Origin of the sequence: uncultured Shewanella sp., from assembly GCF_947495455.1 — a bacterium.
Taxonomy (GTDB): Bacteria; Pseudomonadota; Gammaproteobacteria; order Enterobacterales; family Shewanellaceae; genus Shewanella.
This window is the reverse complement of record NZ_CANLZC010000073.1, coordinates 12,635-30,139: the sequence shown is the minus strand read 5'-3', so window position 1 is coordinate 30,139 and position 17,505 is coordinate 12,635. Positions and strand designations below refer to the sequence as shown.

The window sequence follows — 17,505 nt, the reverse complement described above, 5'->3', positions numbered from 1 at the left end:
TGAGTGTACTAAAAGGGTCAAAAGCATATGCTCAAGAAGCTGGGCAAAAGTGACCAACTTCTAATGCAGATTGGTATAATTCTTTAAAAAGACGAATATTTTTCTTGAGTGGTGGGATCGGTAGACACAAGGGATTTAAAACCCCTCGTCTCTTGCTGTTAAGAAGGGCGCGTCAGTTCAAGTCTGGCCTCGGGTACCATCTTTCTAGTAAAGAATATTAAATCCCTAGCTTATGCTAGGGATTTTTTGTTTTAATACTTTAAAAAGATGAATATTTTTCTTGAGTGGTGGGATAGACACAGGGGATTTAAAATCCCTCGTCTCTTACTGTTAAGAAGAGCGTGCCAGTTCAAGTCAGGTATCAACTACCATCTTTCTAGTAACATTTATCTAGTGAAGAGTATTTAAGCCTCGACATAAAGTCGGGGCTTTTTTATTTTAATTTTTAAAATTATTTAAAAAAAACAAATCATTGCCTTGAGTTGTAAGATCGGTAGACACAAGGGATTTAAAATCCCTCGTCTCTTGCTGTTAAGAAGGGCGCGTCAGTTCAAGTCTGGTATCAACTAACATCTTTCTAGTGAAGAGTATTTAAACCTCGACATAAGTCGAGGTTTTTTTATTTTAATCTTCTAAAAAGCGATTCATTTTTTATTTGGGCTGGCTGTTATTGCAACTTCTTATCGTTAAATTACGTCAGGCATACTGAGCTTTTAAATAGATGTTAAAGGCACGCCTACCGTTAGAAAAGGAATCGCGCAGGCTGACATTTAGGTCTGCTATCGTGACAGAAGAAATTGACCAACAACACATTAATCGAGAGGGTATTCGCTAAGTCTCGGGGTGCTAGGGGAAATATAAGGTGAGTGATTTAACCATTCTTTATTGGGGTAGTAGGCGATCAATATTGTGCCGTTTTTTATTGTGTCAATGATGTCATGAGACACTCTAGGTGCGATGGCAAAACAGCCCCAACTTCTTCCCAATGTATGATGAATATGTATAAACTTTCTTGTTGCATATTTTGCTTTATGCACAACTAAGTGTCGGCGTTTGGCATTATTATTAAATTTACCGTCAATACCATTTAATTCTAGTGAAAGCCCATGTCTGCCATAATAGGTACGCCCAGTGAGAAAGACGCCAATACTCGACTCATGGCTGTGAGGTTTGTTAGAAAAGTGAGAGGAGCTTACCCCATTAGCCACTAAAGTATGAAAGAGGATTTCTTCATTTTCAATATCGATGACCCAAAGCCTTCTATGTATCGGCTTTACGGAGAAATCAATCACAGTGAGAATGGTTGATGAAGTTAACTTTTGTATTTTGGGCTCAGAATAAATGCTCTTAGCGAAGTCTAAAATAATGTCATTTTTTTTTTCGCTGGTTAAGGGGTGGGCGATAAGCTGATGACAGGCTAAAGACGTCAATAAAAAAACAAATGTTAATAATGTATTACTGTTAAATTGAATCATCATACTACTTTACTAATGGGAATATCAGTCAATCTATATTGATAATTATAGTATGGAAATAGCGGGTTATTGATTTTTTTGGATCTCTATGATGACGGGCTGCTCTGATTGCAGAGGATGATGCTTGGGATCATAAAAGGCGATAGCTAGGCAATATATCATAAAGGTTAACCAAGCCAGAGCAATAGCTTGGCTGGTGAGCTTGTAACCTTTTCTTAGAATGAACCAAGTAAAAAGGTAAGGGATAAAAATAATCCCTAGTAATAAGGGCAATGAAATTTTTCTTTCAGATGTTTCAGTGGTTGATAGCGTCGGTTCACTATTTGAATGGCCACAGAGTGGGCATGTTAAGCTGTCTTTTGAAATAGGCTGTTGGCATTGACTGCAAAGAATAAGTGCCATAACAATGTACTCATGTGTGACTGTTCCTTAATTTTAGTTCACCTTAACCAATAAAGCTTAATTTGCATCAATAGAAAGCTCAGTAAAGCCTGTATTGTGATCGTATTTTCTTACGAAGTTAAGTTCAGGATAATAGTGAACTATGAGTTCGCCTGTGGTATCGATAATCGAGCCTTCTAGTAAATGTCCGCCAAAGGCCTCACCTTTTTGGTTGGCAACGCACAGATGAATATGGGCGTGTTCAAGTGTCAATGTGCCCATTATGGAGATAATTTCTAGCGGCTCTTGCAGTGTTAATGTGTTGGTTGCACCTGCAAGCCTGATTTTGAGTGTGGATAAGCTACCAACACAAGAGGCGATATTTCCAGCCCTAATGTGATTTTCTTTCACTATTTTTTGTATGGCAAGCTTTAAATCTATTCCTTGAGTAAGGCGGAATGCAAGGGGGAAGATCATAATGATATCCATAGAGTATTGATGAATTGTTTCATTTTACTTTAGGGTATTATTTTCACCAAATTGAGTGAGAAAATAAAAGCCAGTCAATGGGCTGACTTTTACGTTTATTGGTTATCGATTACTTGTTTAAGCTTGCTTTTGCTTCTTCTACTTTAGAAAAATCAAGGCCTAATTCATCGACGGCTTCTTTAATGAGTTGGGGTTGTTGCATCAACAACATCATTAAAGATTGTAATTTCTCTTGTGGGATCCCTAACTCTTGAACTGTGCTCATTGCCATGAGAGGGTTTTCCGTTAATGCTTGAAATACTGACTGGGTTTGAGTATCACTGATATTATGTTCTTTTAATAGCGCAAGAATAGGATTCATTTAATTACCTTTTGTTTTCACCGAGTTCGGCTTAATTGTGCTGAGTTTTATAACCCATCTTGCTATGTTAGCAAAATACCGTGTGAAGTTGAATGGATATCATGGGTGGGTGAGTTACCTATTTGATGACGTTAATGCTTGTCCTATCATTGATAACAGTTCAGTATTTTGCTGCTTTCTTGGTTGTGCTTCTATATGTGTTTTTGCTTGGGCTAGAAGGAGGGCCGCTTTGGAATGATTGCCTGATTTTTTTAAACAATCGGCAGCAAAATAATGTATTAGTGGGGAGTGAAATGTGTCTATGAGTGTTTCATAGAAGCTTGCTGCTTGTTGTATGCCGTCTTTGCGCCAAATGAGGGTGGCTAAACAAATATAGGGTTGAGCTTCTAGTGGAAAAAGAGCGATGAATACAGAGATGACACAGCATTCAATATTGAAGTCACCACAATCATAAAATTCATTAACCGCATCAGAAAATAATGTAAAGGTATTAGGCTGTTGTAACAAGGCCGATTGCATAATGTGTTGTATGCCTTCAGCGGATCGAAGTGTTGACACGATATCATGAATGATCTGTTGCAACTCCAATGGACTTTTATCAAGTAAATAGTTGAGGCCGAGTATTAACTCATTATTCGCCGTGGTTAAATGCTTACGCACTTTGATCATGGTGGCGTTAATGTGGTCTTTTTCGGTTTGAAAGGGTGCGGGTATGGTCCCCTGTTGTCTAATGGTTTCCATAGCCAATTGTTGAATAAATGAATTCGCTGGATCTTGTTTGTTCATTGCTAACTCGAGATGGTGATAATTTATATGAAATTCATGTGAACATTGCGTGCGATTTCGTGGGTGACTTGACTAACGCCATCCATCATAGAATTGAGCATTTTTTTGGTTGAATCTAGAGTACTGTTGATAGTATTAGGATTGTTTTTAGGTGAGTGGGAAAAGGGAGCCGTATCAGGCACTCCTTCCATTTCACTGCTATCAATAGGGGTCTGTTCTATGTGCTTGCTTGAATGTGGCATAGCGATGCCACTTGAATGCCCATTGCCTCTTAGCAGCTCAAGTATTTCCCCTTGTGTGAGTATAGCAGCGACAGCGAATCCGATTGTTGCAACTGAGGTTGCAACGCCTGCGCTATACCAAGCAACGGCTTTTGCCAAATGCATCCCCTTACTTTCATTAGGATCTTTGTTCTCTAGTGAGACTGCAGTGCTGGCGGTCATCACTGATAGTCCGACTCCGATCAAGACGATACCCACGCCGACACCGACACCTGTTGCAGAGATGGCGCCTCCAATAACAGCGATCATAGAGCCAGCGCCAACAGCAGTTATTGCTCCTGCTGTTGCTTTAAAAATAGGATGGCCTATCTTTTTTAACATTGAGGCGTCTGGTGGCGCCGTATCTGTTTTGCTTTGCTTAAGGGCTGGTTGCTGTGTTATTTCACCAACTTCCCCCATTGTTGTATGGCCTTGGGGGGAAGTTGTAAGGGTGTTACTTTGACTATGATTCGGTTGAAAAGTGGAGTTAAGTGAATGTTCTTCCAGTTCCCCAAAGGGTTGGCTCACAGTCGTTGTCGTTGGATTAATTGTTGGCATACTATTCTCATTTTGCTGTTGTAGCGTATTGAATATACTTGAATCAATAAAAATATTATTTTTCAATCAAATCGCTTTTATTGCTCGAGTTTTATTTGCCTCTTGATAATACGTTAGGTGAGTTTGCTTTTATATCAAAAAAATGCATTATTATAAGAAATGAGCAGTCATTACACTTTTTTAATTATATTTACTTTAGGGACATTTTAAATGGCAATCGAGTGTAGTCGTTTGATAATATTCTTGGATTAAAAATTAGGCTTAGACGGAGTTAATAGGAGTGACGTGGTTTCATTGATACGACTAACCCAGTTAAGACATAATAGATTTAACTGGAGATTGAAATGAAAATACGTCAACAGTATTCTAACAAATAGAGTGTTTAATACAAAAAGGATAGTGAGAGATTTATTTCTGACTTGCTTTTAGAGTCGATATAATGCATTAGGATTGAACAAATTCGTCAATGTGTTGGTTAAATTTTTTGGGATTTTCGATAAACGGAAAGTGTTTTCCCCCTTCTTCGACCTCAAAAATAACCAGTTTTGCATGTTTAATTTGTTGACTTAACCACTTTTGTGAGGTGACCGAAATCGGGCTGCCACGCCCTGCAATAATAAGGGTGGGCAGAGAAATGCTTTTGAGTGTGTTTCGCCAATCTTGATGGTAATTGTCATAGAATAGCTGCGCAGCACCAATATTAGGAATGCCAGAAGCACTGCTCAGAATGTGTTGTTTATCTCTGTTTGAGATACTTTTTGATAGCATACAATCAAGCAGGACTTGCTGATATTTTTTCCTTCACCATTAGCGATTTGATGGCACAATGTAGAGACAGTAGAGGTATCTGAAGTTGCCCCAAAATGGATAATATCTTCTTTTGACCAATTGGGATTGGAAATGGGGGTTGCCGCTCTGTCTAATAAAATGAGTTTCTTGATATGCTCTGCTCCAAAAAGTTCCCAGTAGCATAGAATAATGGATGCGCCGACGGCATGACCGAGTAAGGTAGCGCCTTGTATATTTAAGTGATTAAGGCATTCATATAAGTCGTGTGCCAGTCGATAGATTTTATAACCATAGTCAACTTTTTCGGATAAGCCGTGTCCTCTCATATCCAATGCAATGACACGATATTTTTTGCTTAGCGTTATTATTTGATGTTGATATATATCGGTACTGAGGGTCCAGCTTGGAAGCATCATAATAGGCTGGCCTTCACCTATATCAAGGTAATGTAATTTAACATTATCATTGGTGACAAAGAAATGGCTACTATGCCTAGCATTGGCCATATGACTCCCTAATGATGTAATGCGCTAACGATTAAATATAACATTATCTTATACTCTGAGTTGTGGGGCTGTCTATCTGTAACCGTTAAATTATGTTTAAATAAATCATGTTAGACTGACTCGCTGTTGGCAGCGCTTGCGACTTTTTTGCGAGTATGATGAAGCATGCTTGTTGCGCGAAGGTGAGCCCTTGTATTTGGAGATTTGAAGATTGTAAAGGCAAAGTGGATGAAATGACGTTATGTTTGATTAAGGCTCATATAAAGGGTGAGCGAACACACATTGCTATAGAAGTCAGTTTATCCATTTTTGAAGCGGCAAAGGTAAAACTCTAGGTTAATAATATGATGATTGAATTGGTATTATCCTGTGTTGAAGACATTCCATACTTTGTGTCTATGGAGCAAAAGGCAGGCACGATGGAGTATATTATTCCTTATAGTGATGAAAAACATCTTAGCGAAATGACTAAGGATGATATTGTTTATCTTTCTATTTTAGAAGAGCAAGTGCTTGTTGGTTTTATTATTTTATTTATTGATGCTTCTAGGTGTGTTGAATTTCGTCGTATTGTTATTGGAGAGAGTGGCAGAGGCCGAGGAGTGGGGCAGTTAGCCATACAGAAAATGGAAGTTTATTGTCAGTCTAAGTTAAGGGCGCATCGAATTTGGCTAGATGTTTTTGATAAGAATGATCGAGGCCAATATCTCTATAAAAAATTAGGTTATCGTCAATTTGATCAGCAAAATATTGACGGTAACTTATTGCTTTATTTTGAAAAAATGATTTAGTTTATGGCTAAAAACTAAGGAGGAGTGAATGTTTGTAGTATCTTTGACGTATTTGGTGGCGTTAAGCGAAGTGGAAATACATTTGCCTGCACATATTACCTATTTAGAGGCGCAGTATACCGCGGGGCATTTTTTGGCTTCTGGACGAAAAGAGCCACGTACTGGTGGTGTGATTTTAGCCCTTGTAGATAGTCGAGAAGTACTGGAGCATATATTAGATTTCGATCCTTTTAAGCAAAATGGTATCGCGCATTATGATGTCATAGAGTTTATGCCTACTAAGACGGCTCCCGAGCTTGAATTTCTTCGAGTTAGCGCTTAAGTTCAGATTATCTTGCTCCAAATTTGTGGCAGCTTATTGTTATTGATTGTAATAACATTGAAATCATGAATAACTAGAGATTGGCATCCATGCCAAGGTATTGATTAATAAAAACTGAGACCCCTTTGAATTTAACTGAATCGATTGGAGTTAAATAAGTGTATTATCCAATGCTAAATTCAAGTTCAAATCCATTTGTTGCATTAGCAGACCAATCTTTTTTATATAAACTAATGTTTGTTTTTCTATAAATAAACTGAACATCTTGTCCATGCTTTATTGCATAAATAATTCTTTCATCCAGTGGACGATCAAATACATATAAATACAAGTCTTTGGCGCAAGCGAGTAAATATTCTTTATCAGCGGGCATATGATTAATATCATTAATATTTAATATTAATCTAAAGGTATGGCATTGGGTTTTATTTCCGGCAATATAATAAGCAATATGATTTGGATGCTCTGTATCTTCTAAGTGAAGATAAGAGGAACTTGCGTAATACATATCAGGGTATTGTAAATCTTGTTTATACTGTTCGCATACAAGGTATTTAGAGCGGTATTGAAATAACTCTCCTGCTTGTTCCGGCGCATACTTGATTAATGCTTCCATTTTATCTCCTTCAGGTTTATTTTTCAGTACGGCTTAGCTTAAAATGATTAGCTTATAATTAACTAACCATTAATATTGCCACGTTAGCAAGGAATGCCAGTATGCACAAGTATAAACATATCTTTTAAATATTAGGGAAACAGAATGAATATGTTAATGCTTCTCATTTTTTGATGTCAGTATGAATAGAGAAAAGACTATTTAAGAGCGGTTAAAATAAATAGGTACACATACTTTAATGTGTTTTTATCTTCACTTTTCGATTTTTATCACTGTGTCTCTTGTTGGAACTGAGATTTTCAAAATAACCTGTAAAAATACCACTCTATATAAAGTGGTTAATTATTGGCGCTATTCTTGCGTCATTGGCCATTGGCCATTGGCCATTGGTTATTGGTTATTGGTCATTGATGTTGTCTTTGTGGGGACTAGGGATTAAACAAGTACAAAAAAGAGTTGACTTGCTTAATGTTTTTTATTCTTTTAGCCATTGCTTCTTTAGCTTCTAAATGTTGCATGTGATCTCGGTATTCAGAACTGTGAAGTATGTTTTCTTCAAATTCTTTAGCCGCATTGTCCCTGTCTGCCTTGGTGGGAAAAAGTGTTCTTATTTTTTCAAGTTCACCGTAATCAAGCCATAATCCACCGCAACCTGGGCATTCGTCTATTTCAATAATGTTTTTCGGACTATAGAAATGCCTTTGCATCGTAATCTTGATACATTTAGGGCACCTTATTCGTTGACTTAAATCAATTTTCATTGGAATGAATTGTTTTAAATGATCGGCTAATACTTGACCACGTTGTTCATGTTTTTCATCAAAATGTTGTAATTCTAAGTGATCGAAGAATACACCGCCGCAAGCGGTGGAAATATCGACTGTAATTCCGCCGACTTTAACAGCTTTAAGGGGGGTTCCAGTTCTTGGGCATCGCATGATGAGTCTTCCATGTGTTCCAGTTATTTTTTCTATTCTGTATGGCGCATCCAATAATAGGCAGTGCAATAGAAACCAGAATGATATCTAAAATAATTAAACTTATATGATTTTCATAAAAGGTATATGACTTAAAAAATAGTCTACTTCAATGAGGATAGCAATCTAAGCTAATGAGACTATTCCATTAAAAAATTAAAACCCTTGCCAATTCATGGTTGTAATATCAGCAATAAAGGGAGCAACAGTGCGTACAATTGGGATTATTTCTAATGCCTTTCATTCTTGATTTTATAGATTAACCCTCTGTTGTTTATTATTTTTTATCCTGATATTTTAGCGTTAATTATTATTCATAATGGTATTGATATGTGTCCTGAGTTAATCACGAAACGTTTATTGATAAAAGCCTTGTCTGAAAATGATCTTTTGGCTTTTAGCCAATATCGATCTATACCAGCAGTGGCTGAGTATCAAAGTTGGAATGAAGATTATAGCTTGGCGGATGCACAAGTATTATTAGCGGGAACGGATTATGCGTCTTTTGGGCAAAAAGCTTGCTGGTACCAGTTAGCGATTAGTGACCGTGACTCAGAAGTATTGTTTGGTGATTTAGCGGTGCATTTTATTGATGAACAACAAGTTGAAATAGGCTTTACGTTAGCACCACAGTTTCAGGGGAAAGGAATTGCATATGAAGCAGTAAAAGCATTGCTAGCCTATCTTTTTAATACGCTGAATAAACACCGAGTGATAGCGATTATTGATACTCAAAACAGTGCTTCATGCCAATTAGTTGAAAGGCTTCATTTTCGACAAGAAGCCCATTTTATTAAAAGTGTATTTTTTAAAGGGGCTTGGGCAGATGAGTATGTTTATGCTTTACTCAAATCAGAGTACCAAGCCTAGACGGCGCTTTCTGTTGAGCTAATTAGACAAAGGAAACCTTATGTACCAAAAAGTTTTGCAATTTTGGTTTGAAGAGATAAAGCCTGCTCAGTGGTGGGAAAAAGATCCCATATTTGACCAAAGCATTCGAGAACAATTTGCGCAGATACATCATCAGGCGAGTCGTTGTGAACTCTATGCTTGGCGGCAAACAGCCAAAGGGCGATTAGCCGAAATTATTGTGCTTGATCAGTTTTCAAGAAATATGTTTCGCGATACCCCTCAAGCCTTTGAATGTGATTCATTGGCATTGGCTTTATGCCAAGAGGCGATTGCGCACAGGGCAGATAAAGCATTAACCTCTATAGAGTGCAGTTTTTTGTATATGCCTATGATGCACAGTGAATCAAGACTCATTCATGAAATGGCGTTGCCTTTGTTTAAACAAAGAGCCGTGGAATCGAGCGTGGATTATGAACATCAGCATAAGGCGATTATTGACAGGTTTGGTCGCTATCCCCATCGAAATGCCATTTTAGGTCGAGAGTCCACAGCTGATGAACTTGCCTTTCTTAAACAACCCAATTCACATTTTTAAAGATGATTGTTTTGGTCTAATACCATCGGACACTTTATTTTGAGACAGTAGTGTTAATAAAGAGAGGAGATGATTTTGTAGGCTAACTACTCATTCTTTTCAGGAGAACTACACTTAAGTTTTAGTCATAAGGGATGTGAGCCACTTTTTTGCTTAAGCTGCTGAGTAAAAATATTGATAGTGGGCATCATTGAGGTTGAGATGTTTTATATTAAATGGGTGTTAGGTCATTTATTAAAACCTTTACCAGCTTGTTTAGGTGTTATTCTGCTTGCTTTGATTTTTGTTTATTTATCTGATTTTACCTTAGGCTATGCTTTGCTGGGGTTAAGTGTTGTTTTTCTCTATTTATTGAGTCTTAAGCCTGTTGCTTTTGGTTTATTAAAGCCCCTTGAATTTCGCTATTCAGCTTATTCAAACACACCTGTTAGTTTTATACATGTATTGGGAGCAGGTCATGTTGAGGACGCTTCTTTGCCTATAACGAGTCAATTAAGTTATACCTCTTGTATTCGAATGGTTGAAGCCGTGCGGATCTGGCATTTGAACCCTCAGGCCATTATCTTGTTATCGGGATACAGTAGCTTAGGCCGTACGCGTTCAACGGCGGCCATGCATCAAGAGCTCGCTCTAGCGCTAGGCATACCTGAAAAGTGTATTGAGGTTTTTGAAACCCCAAGAGATACTGAAGAAGAAGTGAAATTAATCAGTGAAAGGATTAATAATCAGCCCGTCGCTGTGGTGACAACAGCCAGCCATATGCGGAGAACCATGGCGTTTTATCAAAAAGAGAAGATCTCAGTCATCCCTGCGCCGACTATGCATGTGAGTCGAAAGAGAAATGGCACTTTATCATTTTCTTATTTTTATCCTCAAGAGTGTTATTTGCAGATGTCTGCTACTGCATTTCACGAATGGATTGGCCTATTATGGATGAGGCTTAAATCATAGCGTTACATGGCAATGCCTTGCCGCATGTGATGACCAGCTTGAGTCTTTAACTTTGATTTTAAATGACGATCCCGTTTTTTATCGTCCTTATCTCATGTCAACTTATTCTATGGCACATCAATTGCTTAATATTTTCTATTCAATATCAGAAGGCAAAATTATGGCGATTAACTTTGATAAAGCCTTAGGGGTTCATCAACATACTCTAGGGGTGCGATCTCAACGGGCAGAAGTCTTGTCTTCCAACATTGCCAATGCGGATACGCCACAATATAAAGCGCGTGATATTGACTTTAATAAGGCACTCGCTGCTGCTAGTCGCCAACAAAACGGGCTGCAAATGGTCAAGAGTCATAATAAGCATTTTGACTTAAAAGCGCTATCACAACAGACGCCGGGATACCGTATACCGACTCAGCCTGATACCGGGGACGGGAATACTGTCGATATGCAGCAGGAGCAATCGGCATTTATGCAAAACACCTTGGAATATCAGATGTCATTGGGATTTTTAGACAGTCGTTTCAAGGGATTAAAAAAAGCCATTAGAGGGGAATAATCATGGGCTTATTTAATATATTTAATGTGGCGGGATCCGGAATGTCCGCCCAGTCTGTGAGGCTAAATACCACAGCCAGTAATATTGCTAATGCCGATTCGGTTTCTAGCAGTGTTGATAGCACGTATCGTGCTCGACATCCTATTTTTGAAGCCAGTATGGAAAAAGCGACCAAGCAGCAACAGTCTTCGGTGGGCGTGGCAGTAAAAGGCATAGTTGAAAGTGATTTACCTTTGACGAAAACGTACTCTCCGAATCATCCTATGGCGGATACTGATGGCTTTATTTACAAACCCAATGTGAATGTGATGGAAGAAATGGCTGACATGATCTCTGCATCTCGTTCTTACCAAATGAACGTGCAAGTGACCGATGCGGCTAAAAGCATGTTGCAGCAAACCTTAAAATTAGGGAAATCATAAATGTTATGCATTATTGTAAGTATTCCATATGGTTATAGAAGAGGTCTTGTATGAGCACATCCAGTATAGTAACGGGAAATCCTTTTTTAGACGCTTTGAGACTGCCAACAGAGTCTGTGATCCCAGAAGAAAATAATCAAGAGCTGACTCAAGAAGATTTTTTAACTTTGTTGACTCAAGAACTCTCCATGCAAGACCCTTTCAAGCCCGTTGAGAATGATCAAATGGTGCAGCAATTAACTTCGTTTTCTACTGCCGATGGGATCAATAAGTTAAATGATGAGATTGTGGGTCTCAATGCCATTATGACATCGAGTCAAGCGTTGGAAGCATCCAGTTTAGTGGGGCAAAAAGTCCTTATTCCCTCAGATACAGGTTATATTTCTGAGCAAGATTCGACATTGAATTCGGTTGTGAGTACACCTGAGGCGATTAATGAGATCACTGTGCGAGTTGAAGATGCCAATGGCGCTTTGGTGACCAGCTATATTGTCGATGGCAGCGCGGGAGGCAACATAGATCTGAGTTGGAATGGACTGGATGCTAATGGAGAAGCGGTCGCTATAGGCAGTTACAAGATTAAGGCCAGCGGAAGAATAGACGGTGAGAGTCAAGAGTTACCTGTTTCCACTTATGCTCATGTGACCAGTGTGTCTTTAGGGACAGCTGATACTGGCGCCATACTCAATTTGCGTGGACTCGGAGGTATACAAATGGGAGACGTATTGGCGGTGTCTGAATCATAGCTTTTGTTCACGTTCACGACTGAAAAATAAAAAAGACAAAATAAAGTAGAAAAAGGGATGGGGATATGTCGTTTAATATTGCACTTAGTGGTATTTCTGCCGCACAAAAAGATTTAGACACCACAGCAAATAATATTGCTAACGTGAATACTACGGGCTTTAAAGAGTCACGCACTGAATTTGCCGATGTGTATGCTAATTCTATTTTTTCTAATGCGAAAACCGCAGTGGGAGGAGGCGTCACTACCACGCAAGTGGCCCAACAATTTCATCAAGGCAGCTTGCAGTTTACCAATAATGCCCTTGATATGGCTATTGGCGGTGGCGGTTTTTTTGTGACCTCTTCTGGCATAGACAATCAAGATTTCTCATTTACTCGTGCTGGTGACTTTAAAGTTGATGCTAATAATTATATTTCGGATTCACAAGGTAACTTTTTACAGACCTTTCCGGTTGATGATGAGGGAAAGTCTACCGCAGTGAGTTTAACGACTACAGGTCCTGTGCAAATTCCGGATACGGCAGGAAGTCCCGCGATGACTGAAAACATTGGATTACAGATGAACCTTAATGCAGGAGATGATGCGCTGAATGTGAGTGCATTTGATCCTAATGATAGAGGGACCTTTAATTATTCGACGTCTGTGACTATGTACGACTCTTTAGGTGAGCCGCATATTTTAAGTTCGTATTTTGTTCGCCCAGAGGGTGCAGCTTATACCGGTGAAAGTAATTGGGTGGCTTTTTACGCTGTGGATGGCGAGCCTGTGAATGTCGATGGCGCGGCGGCCTACAATATTGACAGCACTGGAGACGGCGCAGCCGATACCACAGCTAATGCTCAAACAACAGCGGGTTGGCAAGGGGCGGTGTTGACCTTCAATGATGTAGGCAGTTATACGGGAAGCACACCGGCGACGATCACCACTGAATCCTTAGGCGTAGGAGGAGCGGGTGTTTTAGGAGCGGGCACAGATGGCGCGCAGACGTTAACGATTGCTTTTAATAATCCTACTCAATATGCGGGCGTTTCAGAGGCAACGCAGCTGACTCAAGATGGCACCACCGTTGGCCGTTTAACCAATGTTGAGGTTGGCTCTGATGGTCTCATTGTGGCCAGTTACAGCAATGGCACTGCGGTACCTCTAGCGCGAGTCGCATTGGCGCGTTTTGCCAATGAACAAGGGTTAACTCAAGTGGGCAATACTTCATGGAAGGCCAGTTTAGACTCAGGTGCGGCTCTAGCGGGTGAGGCCAATAGTGGCACCTTTGGTGATATCACCTCATCGGCATTGGAGCAGTCAAATGTTGATTTAAATAACGAACTGGTCGATCTCATTTCTGCTCAGCGAAATTACCAAGCCAACTCAAGAACCCTTGAAGTGAATAATACGCTTCAGCAAACCATATTGCAGATCCGATAATGTGTCGCTATTTCTGCTATCAATAAGTGCGGCAAGCACTTGCCGCCATGAAGGTGGCATAAAGCTTGCTCCTTGCTCTATTAAAGGTAAGGCGTTGCCACTAATGAAGAGCACTAGCTGATGTTCGGAGTCATGAATGGATAAATTACTGTATATCGCCATGAGCGGCGCAAAGCAGAATATGAATGCGTTAGCCGTAAGCGCCAATAATTTGGCGAATGCCAATACTGATGGTTTCAAGTCGGATCTGGTGCAAGCTCGTTCAATGCAAGCTTTTGGTGAAGGATTGCCCACACGTGTGTTTGCAATGACAGAACTGCCTGCATCGAATTTTACGCCAGGTGCAATAAAAACCACAGGGCGGGATTTAGACATTGCCGTGAAAGGTGATGGTTGGATAGCCGTACAAACGCCTAACGGTGAAGAAGCCTATACTCGCTCTGGTAGCTTAAGTTTTGATGCCACAGGACTACTTCGAAATGATAGAGGCACACCCATTATGGGAGGGAATGGCCCTATTATTTTACCGCTTCCCATTGATAAAGTTCAAATATCTCAAGACGGTATTATTTCGGTACGTCCCCTTGGGGCCACGGGTGATGTGGTTGAAGAAGTGGCGCAGATAAAACTCGTTAACCCTGGCAATGACAACATGATGCGGGGTGAGGATGGGTTATTTCGTTTGCTCTCTGGCAACAGGGCGCCAGCCAATGAGAATGTCAGGGTCGAAAGCGGCGCCGTTGAAGGTTCAAATGTAAATGCGGTCCATGAAATGGTGTCAATGATCGATATTCAGCGTCAATTTGAAATGCAAGTAAAGTTAATGAAAACCGCTGAAGATAATGATAAAGCCTCGGCATCATTGATGCGTGTTAGTTAGATTCTATTAATAAAGATAACAATAAGAATAATGTTTTCGCTTTATATTTGGCGAATTGGGCGAAATCAATAAGTGTGCTAAATCAGTAAGGGGTGAGGAATATGCATCCAGCGTTATGGATAAGTAAAACGGGACTCGATGCTCAGCAAACAGATATTGCCGTAGTGTCTAATAATGTGGCCAATGCCAGCACTGTCGGATTTAAGAAAAGCCGAGCAGTGTTTGAAGACTTACTGTATCAGACAGTGAATCAGGCCGGTGGAGTCAGTGCGGCCAATACGAAATTACCTAATGGACTCAATATTGGCGCAGGGACTAAAGTTGTCGCGACGCAAAAAGTCTTTAGCCAAGGCAATATGGTGACGACGGATAATTCGTTGGATCTAATGATTGAAGGTCCCGGTTTTTTTGAGGTGCAAATGCCAGATGGTAGCGCAGCTTATACACGAAGTGGTCAATTTTCACTGGATGAAACGGGTCAAATTGTCACATCGGGATCGGGGTTTGTGGTGCAACCTGGGATCACCATTCCTGAAGATGCTACCAGTATTACCGTGTCTTCAGAAGGTGAAGTGTCGGTGAAAGTTAGCGGCGAAGCTGAAAATCAAATTTTGGGTCAGCTGAATATGGCTGACTTTATTAATGCCAGTGGTTTAGAACCCCAAGGGCAAAATTTATACATTGAAACAGGAGCCAGTGGCGCCCCCATTGAAGGCACTGCAGCATTGGATGGTATGGGAGCGATACGTCAAGGCGCCCTTGAAACCTCCAATGTGAATGTGACTGAAGAGCTGGTTAACTTGATTGAAAGTCAGCGTATTTATGAAATGAATTCAAAAGTGATAACTGCAGTGGATCAGATGCTCTCTTATGTTAATCAAAATCTTTAAGACTGATACGCTATCGTCTTGTTTATCGGGTGCGCCTTGGCGTCATCTGTTTCTGGCTTGCCTAATTCTGCTTGGGCTGTCGGCTTGTACCTCGAGTCGAAGTAAACCCATTGCGGACGATCCTTACTATGCCCCTATTTATCCTGAGACGCCGCCAACAACCATGGCGCCCACGGGATCCTTATACCAAGAGCAGCAATCTTCAAGCCTTTACACGGACATTCGCGCCCATAAAGTGGGCGATATCATCACTGTTGTGTTGATGGAGTCCACATCGGCAAAAAAAAGTGCCAATAATGAGATCAGTAAAGGCTCGGATCTCTCTTTAGCCCCACTTTATGGTGGGGGAAAAAATGTCACTATTCATGGTAACCCTATCGATCTTAATTATTCCGATAGCATGAAGACGAAGCGAGAGGCCGATGCCGATCAAAGTAATAGTCTGGCGGGCAGTATTTCTGCCAATGTCATGCAAGTATTGAGTAACGGCAATTTAGTTATTCGAGGCGAAAAATGGATTTCTATTAATAATGGTGATGAATTCGTGCGGATCACGGGCATTGTTCGTGCTGAAGACATCAGCCCTGATAATCGAGTTGAGTCCCCTCGTGTGGCCAATGCTCGCATTCAATACAGTGGTACAGGCACTTTTGCGGATTCACAAAATGTGGGTTGGTTGAGTCAGTTTTTTTATAGCAGCTGGTGGCCATTTTAATGACTATGGGAATATGTAAATCTGCTTCTTTTCTATTCCGAGCAGGATGGGGATGGTTTCTCATTTTATTGTTCATCAATTTGTGGGTATCCCCTTTAGCTCAGGCGCAGCGCATTAAAGATATTGCCAATGTGCAAGGTGTGCGAGATAACCAATTAGTGGGGTATGGTTTAGTCGTGGGATTGCCCGGCACGGGAGAAAAAACCCGTTATACCGAGCAAACCTTTACGACTATGCTGAAAAACTTTGGCATTAATTTACCTGCTAATTTTAGGCCCAAAATAAAGAATGTGGCCGTGGTTGTGGTGAATGCCACTATGCCGGCCTTTATTAAACCGGGTCAAACCATGGATGTGACAGTATCAAGTGTGGGCGAAGCCAAAAGTCTTAGAGGTGGCACTTTATTGCAAACTTTTTTAAAAGGCTTGGACGATAAAGTGTATGCCGTTGCACAAGGCAATATGGTGGTCAGTGGTTTTAGTGCTGAAGGATTAGATGGTTCTAAAGTGATCCAAAATACGCCTACTGTGGGCAGGATCCCAAATGGAGCGATAGTGGAGCGAGCCGTATTGAGCCCCTTTGGCAATGGTGACTATTTGACTTTTAATTTACATCGCGCTGATTTTTCAACGGCGAAAAGTGTAGCCGATACCCTTAATACATTGCTGGGGCCTGGCATGGCACGGGCTATTGATGGAACCTCTATTCAGGTCAGTGCGCCAAGAGACGTGTCACAGCGGGTGTCTTTTTTGGCGACATTAGAAAATATTCAAATTGAGATGGCTAACGAGTCGGCCAAAGTCATCGTTAACTCTCGCACAGGCACCATAGTGGTGGGAAAAGATGTGCGTTTATTGCCTGCTGCGGTTACTCATGGTGGTTTGACGGTAACCATTGCCGAAGCGAATGCGGTTTCACAACCCAATCCTTTTGCCAATGGAGAGACAGTGATCACGTCAAACAGCCAAATTAATGCTTCAGAAAAGGACAGCCGTATGTTTTTGTTTAATCCTGGCACCACCTTGGATGAGCTAGTGCGTGCGGTTAATTTAGTGGGGGCTGCACCTTCTGATGTTTTGGCTATTTTAGAGGCATTGAAAATGGCGGGTGCCTTACACGGTGAGCTCATTGTGATTTAGCTATAAGGGAAGGAGAATGGA

At 40.5% G+C, this 17,505-nt stretch carries 23 protein-coding genes; 13 read left to right on the top strand and 10 right to left on the bottom strand.

The features are described from left to right. Positions 1-812: 812 nt before the first annotated feature. The 8 genes from Q0791_RS17240 to Q0791_RS17205 form a co-directional block, all read right to left on the bottom strand. Positions 813-1,478 (bottom strand): murein L,D-transpeptidase catalytic domain family protein, encoded by a 666-nt coding sequence (locus tag Q0791_RS17240; RefSeq protein ID WP_299008980.1) that lies wholly within the window; start codon positions 1,476-1,478, stop codon positions 813-815. 63 nt (positions 1,479-1,541) lie between these two features. Further along, complete coding sequence (locus tag Q0791_RS17235) at positions 1,542-1,877, bottom strand: zinc ribbon domain-containing protein (protein ID WP_299008979.1); 336 nt, start codon at positions 1,875-1,877, stop codon at positions 1,542-1,544. 57 nt (positions 1,878-1,934) lie between these two features. Then, the gene (locus tag Q0791_RS17230; protein ID WP_299008978.1) at positions 1,935-2,333 is read right to left on the bottom strand and encodes a PPC domain-containing DNA-binding protein; all 399 of its coding nucleotides are present in this window, start codon (positions 2,331-2,333) and stop codon (positions 1,935-1,937) included. 121 nt (positions 2,334-2,454) lie between these two features. Continuing rightward, complete coding sequence (locus Q0791_RS17225) at positions 2,455-2,706, bottom strand: DUF2999 family protein (protein WP_299008977.1); 252 nt, start codon at positions 2,704-2,706, stop codon at positions 2,455-2,457. A gap of 114 nt (positions 2,707-2,820) precedes the next feature. Beyond that, positions 2,821-3,492: a hypothetical protein gene (locus Q0791_RS17220; RefSeq protein ID WP_299008975.1), complete on the bottom strand. Its 672-nt coding sequence runs from the start codon at positions 3,490-3,492 to the stop codon at positions 2,821-2,823. A gap of 23 nt (positions 3,493-3,515) precedes the next feature. Next, complete coding sequence (locus Q0791_RS17215; protein ID WP_299008973.1) at positions 3,516-4,376, bottom strand: hypothetical protein; 861 nt, start codon at positions 4,374-4,376, stop codon at positions 3,516-3,518. 378 nt (positions 4,377-4,754) lie between these two features. Beyond that, on the bottom strand, positions 4,755-5,078 hold the full coding sequence (locus tag Q0791_RS17210) for an alpha/beta hydrolase (RefSeq protein ID WP_299008972.1): 324 nt from the start codon (positions 5,076-5,078) through the stop codon (positions 4,755-4,757). Continuing rightward, entirely contained in the window at positions 5,033-5,605 is a 573-nt protein-coding gene (locus tag Q0791_RS17205) for an alpha/beta hydrolase (RefSeq protein WP_299008970.1), read from the bottom strand. Before Q0791_RS17205 ends, Q0791_RS17210 begins: the two co-directional genes overlap by 46 nt. A 344-nt stretch (positions 5,606-5,949) precedes the next feature. Here Q0791_RS17205 and Q0791_RS17200 point away from each other — a divergent pair, with 344 nt between their 5' ends. Together Q0791_RS17200 and Q0791_RS17195 are read left to right on the top strand one after the other, a co-directional pair. Beyond that, positions 5,950-6,396: a GNAT family N-acetyltransferase gene (locus Q0791_RS17200; RefSeq protein WP_299008969.1), complete on the top strand. Its 447-nt coding sequence runs from the start codon at positions 5,950-5,952 to the stop codon at positions 6,394-6,396. A gap of 28 nt (positions 6,397-6,424) precedes the next feature. Next, a complete protein-coding gene (locus tag Q0791_RS17195) occupies positions 6,425-6,718 on the top strand; it encodes a YciI family protein (protein WP_299008968.1) in 294 nt (97 codons plus the stop codon). Between the two features lie 163 nt (positions 6,719-6,881). On the opposite strand, the gene Q0791_RS17190 is transcribed toward Q0791_RS17195, so the two are convergent. Together Q0791_RS17190 and Q0791_RS17185 are read right to left on the bottom strand one after the other, a co-directional pair. Beyond that, the gene (locus tag Q0791_RS17190) at positions 6,882-7,334 is read right to left on the bottom strand and encodes a hypothetical protein (protein ID WP_299008967.1); all 453 of its coding nucleotides are present in this window, start codon (positions 7,332-7,334) and stop codon (positions 6,882-6,884) included. Between the two features lie 428 nt (positions 7,335-7,762). Next, positions 7,763-8,272, bottom strand: coding sequence for a zf-TFIIB domain-containing protein (locus Q0791_RS17185; RefSeq protein ID WP_299008966.1), 510 nt, complete (start codon positions 8,270-8,272; stop codon positions 7,763-7,765). A gap of 369 nt (positions 8,273-8,641) precedes the next feature. Here Q0791_RS17185 and Q0791_RS17180 point away from each other — a divergent pair, with 369 nt between their 5' ends. The 11 genes from Q0791_RS17180 (at position 8,642) to Q0791_RS17130 (ending at position 17,484) form a co-directional block, all read left to right on the top strand. After that, positions 8,642-9,181 carry a GNAT family protein gene (locus Q0791_RS17180; RefSeq protein ID WP_299008981.1) on the top strand — a complete coding sequence of 180 codons (540 nt, stop codon included), beginning with the start codon at positions 8,642-8,644 and terminating at the stop codon, positions 9,179-9,181. Positions 9,182-9,221: 40 nt separating this feature from the next. After that, positions 9,222-9,758, top strand: a complete 537-nt coding sequence (locus Q0791_RS17175) for a DUF924 family protein (protein WP_299008965.1) — start codon at positions 9,222-9,224, stop codon at positions 9,756-9,758. Positions 9,759-9,959: 201 nt separating this feature from the next. Further along, positions 9,960-10,709, top strand: a complete 750-nt coding sequence (locus Q0791_RS17170; protein ID WP_299008964.1) for an ElyC/SanA/YdcF family protein — start codon at positions 9,960-9,962, stop codon at positions 10,707-10,709. A 160-nt stretch (positions 10,710-10,869) separates the two neighbouring features. Further along, entirely contained in the window at positions 10,870-11,268 is a 399-nt protein-coding gene (gene flgB, locus Q0791_RS17165; RefSeq protein WP_299008963.1) for a flagellar basal body rod protein FlgB, read from the top strand. 2 nt (positions 11,269-11,270) lie between these two features. Beyond that, entirely contained in the window at positions 11,271-11,690 is a 420-nt protein-coding gene (gene flgC, locus Q0791_RS17160) for a flagellar basal body rod protein FlgC (RefSeq protein ID WP_299008962.1), read from the top strand. 50 nt (positions 11,691-11,740) lie between these two features. Continuing rightward, positions 11,741-12,436, top strand: coding sequence for a flagellar hook assembly protein FlgD (locus tag Q0791_RS17155; protein WP_299008961.1), 696 nt, complete (start codon positions 11,741-11,743; stop codon positions 12,434-12,436). Positions 12,437-12,501: 65 nt separating this feature from the next. Beyond that, entirely contained in the window at positions 12,502-13,860 is a 1,359-nt protein-coding gene (flgE, locus tag Q0791_RS17150; RefSeq protein ID WP_299008960.1) for a flagellar hook protein FlgE, read from the top strand. Positions 13,861-13,996: 136 nt separating this feature from the next. Then, on the top strand, positions 13,997-14,740 hold the full coding sequence (gene flgF, locus Q0791_RS17145) for a flagellar basal-body rod protein FlgF (RefSeq protein WP_299008959.1): 744 nt from the start codon (positions 13,997-13,999) through the stop codon (positions 14,738-14,740). A gap of 101 nt (positions 14,741-14,841) precedes the next feature. Continuing rightward, the gene (gene flgG / locus Q0791_RS17140) at positions 14,842-15,630 is read left to right on the top strand and encodes a flagellar basal-body rod protein FlgG (RefSeq protein ID WP_298770820.1); all 789 of its coding nucleotides are present in this window, start codon (positions 14,842-14,844) and stop codon (positions 15,628-15,630) included. Beyond that, entirely contained in the window at positions 15,611-16,345 is a 735-nt protein-coding gene (flgH, locus tag Q0791_RS17135; RefSeq protein ID WP_299008958.1) for a flagellar basal body L-ring protein FlgH, read from the top strand. The genes flgG and flgH overlap by 20 nt, the downstream gene beginning before the upstream one ends. Further along, entirely contained in the window at positions 16,345-17,484 is a 1,140-nt protein-coding gene (locus tag Q0791_RS17130; RefSeq protein WP_299008957.1) for a flagellar basal body P-ring protein FlgI, read from the top strand. Before flgH ends, Q0791_RS17130 begins: the two co-directional genes overlap by 1 nt. Positions 17,485-17,505: the final 21 nt, after the last annotated feature.

Bases quoted from the DNA above. Each gene is read 5' to 3' on its own strand.
- Q0791_RS17240 (WP_299008980.1), bottom strand. From the start codon at position 1,478: ATGATGATTCAATTTAACAGTAATACATTATTAACATTTGTTTTTTTA.
- Q0791_RS17235 (WP_299008979.1), bottom strand. From the start codon at position 1,877: ATGGCACTTATTCTTTGCAGTCAATGCCAACAGCCTATTTCAAAAGAC.
- Q0791_RS17230 (WP_299008978.1), bottom strand. From the start codon at position 2,333: ATGATCTTCCCCCTTGCATTCCGCCTTACTCAAGGAATAGATTTAAAG.
- Q0791_RS17225 (WP_299008977.1), bottom strand. From the start codon at position 2,706: ATGAATCCTATTCTTGCGCTATTAAAAGAACATAATATCAGTGATACT.
- Q0791_RS17220 (WP_299008975.1), bottom strand. From the start codon at position 3,492: ATGAACAAACAAGATCCAGCGAATTCATTTATTCAACAATTGGCTATG.
- Q0791_RS17210 (WP_299008972.1), bottom strand. From the start codon at position 5,078: ATGCTATCAAAAAGTATCTCAAACAGAGATAAACAACACATTCTGAGC.
- Q0791_RS17205 (WP_299008970.1), bottom strand. From the start codon at position 5,605: ATGGCCAATGCTAGGCATAGTAGCCATTTCTTTGTCACCAATGATAAT.
- Q0791_RS17200 (WP_299008969.1), top strand. From the start codon at position 5,950: ATGATGATTGAATTGGTATTATCCTGTGTTGAAGACATTCCATACTTT.
- Q0791_RS17195 (WP_299008968.1), top strand. From the start codon at position 6,425: ATGTTTGTAGTATCTTTGACGTATTTGGTGGCGTTAAGCGAAGTGGAA.
- Q0791_RS17190 (WP_299008967.1), bottom strand. From the start codon at position 7,334: ATGGAAGCATTAATCAAGTATGCGCCGGAACAAGCAGGAGAGTTATTT.
- Q0791_RS17185 (WP_299008966.1), bottom strand. From the start codon at position 8,272: ATGCGATGCCCAAGAACTGGAACCCCCCTTAAAGCTGTTAAAGTCGGC.
- Q0791_RS17180 (WP_299008981.1), top strand. From the start codon at position 8,642: ATGTGTCCTGAGTTAATCACGAAACGTTTATTGATAAAAGCCTTGTCT.
- Q0791_RS17175 (WP_299008965.1), top strand. From the start codon at position 9,222: ATGTACCAAAAAGTTTTGCAATTTTGGTTTGAAGAGATAAAGCCTGCT.
- Q0791_RS17170 (WP_299008964.1), top strand. From the start codon at position 9,960: ATGTTTTATATTAAATGGGTGTTAGGTCATTTATTAAAACCTTTACCA.
- flgB (WP_299008963.1), top strand. From the start codon at position 10,870: ATGGCGATTAACTTTGATAAAGCCTTAGGGGTTCATCAACATACTCTA.
- flgC (WP_299008962.1), top strand. From the start codon at position 11,271: ATGGGCTTATTTAATATATTTAATGTGGCGGGATCCGGAATGTCCGCC.
- Q0791_RS17155 (WP_299008961.1), top strand. From the start codon at position 11,741: ATGAGCACATCCAGTATAGTAACGGGAAATCCTTTTTTAGACGCTTTG.
- flgE (WP_299008960.1), top strand. From the start codon at position 12,502: ATGTCGTTTAATATTGCACTTAGTGGTATTTCTGCCGCACAAAAAGAT.
- flgF (WP_299008959.1), top strand. From the start codon at position 13,997: ATGGATAAATTACTGTATATCGCCATGAGCGGCGCAAAGCAGAATATG.
- flgG (WP_298770820.1), top strand. From the start codon at position 14,842: ATGCATCCAGCGTTATGGATAAGTAAAACGGGACTCGATGCTCAGCAA.
- flgH (WP_299008958.1), top strand. From the start codon at position 15,611: ATGTTAATCAAAATCTTTAAGACTGATACGCTATCGTCTTGTTTATCG.
- Q0791_RS17130 (WP_299008957.1), top strand. From the start codon at position 16,345: ATGACTATGGGAATATGTAAATCTGCTTCTTTTCTATTCCGAGCAGGA.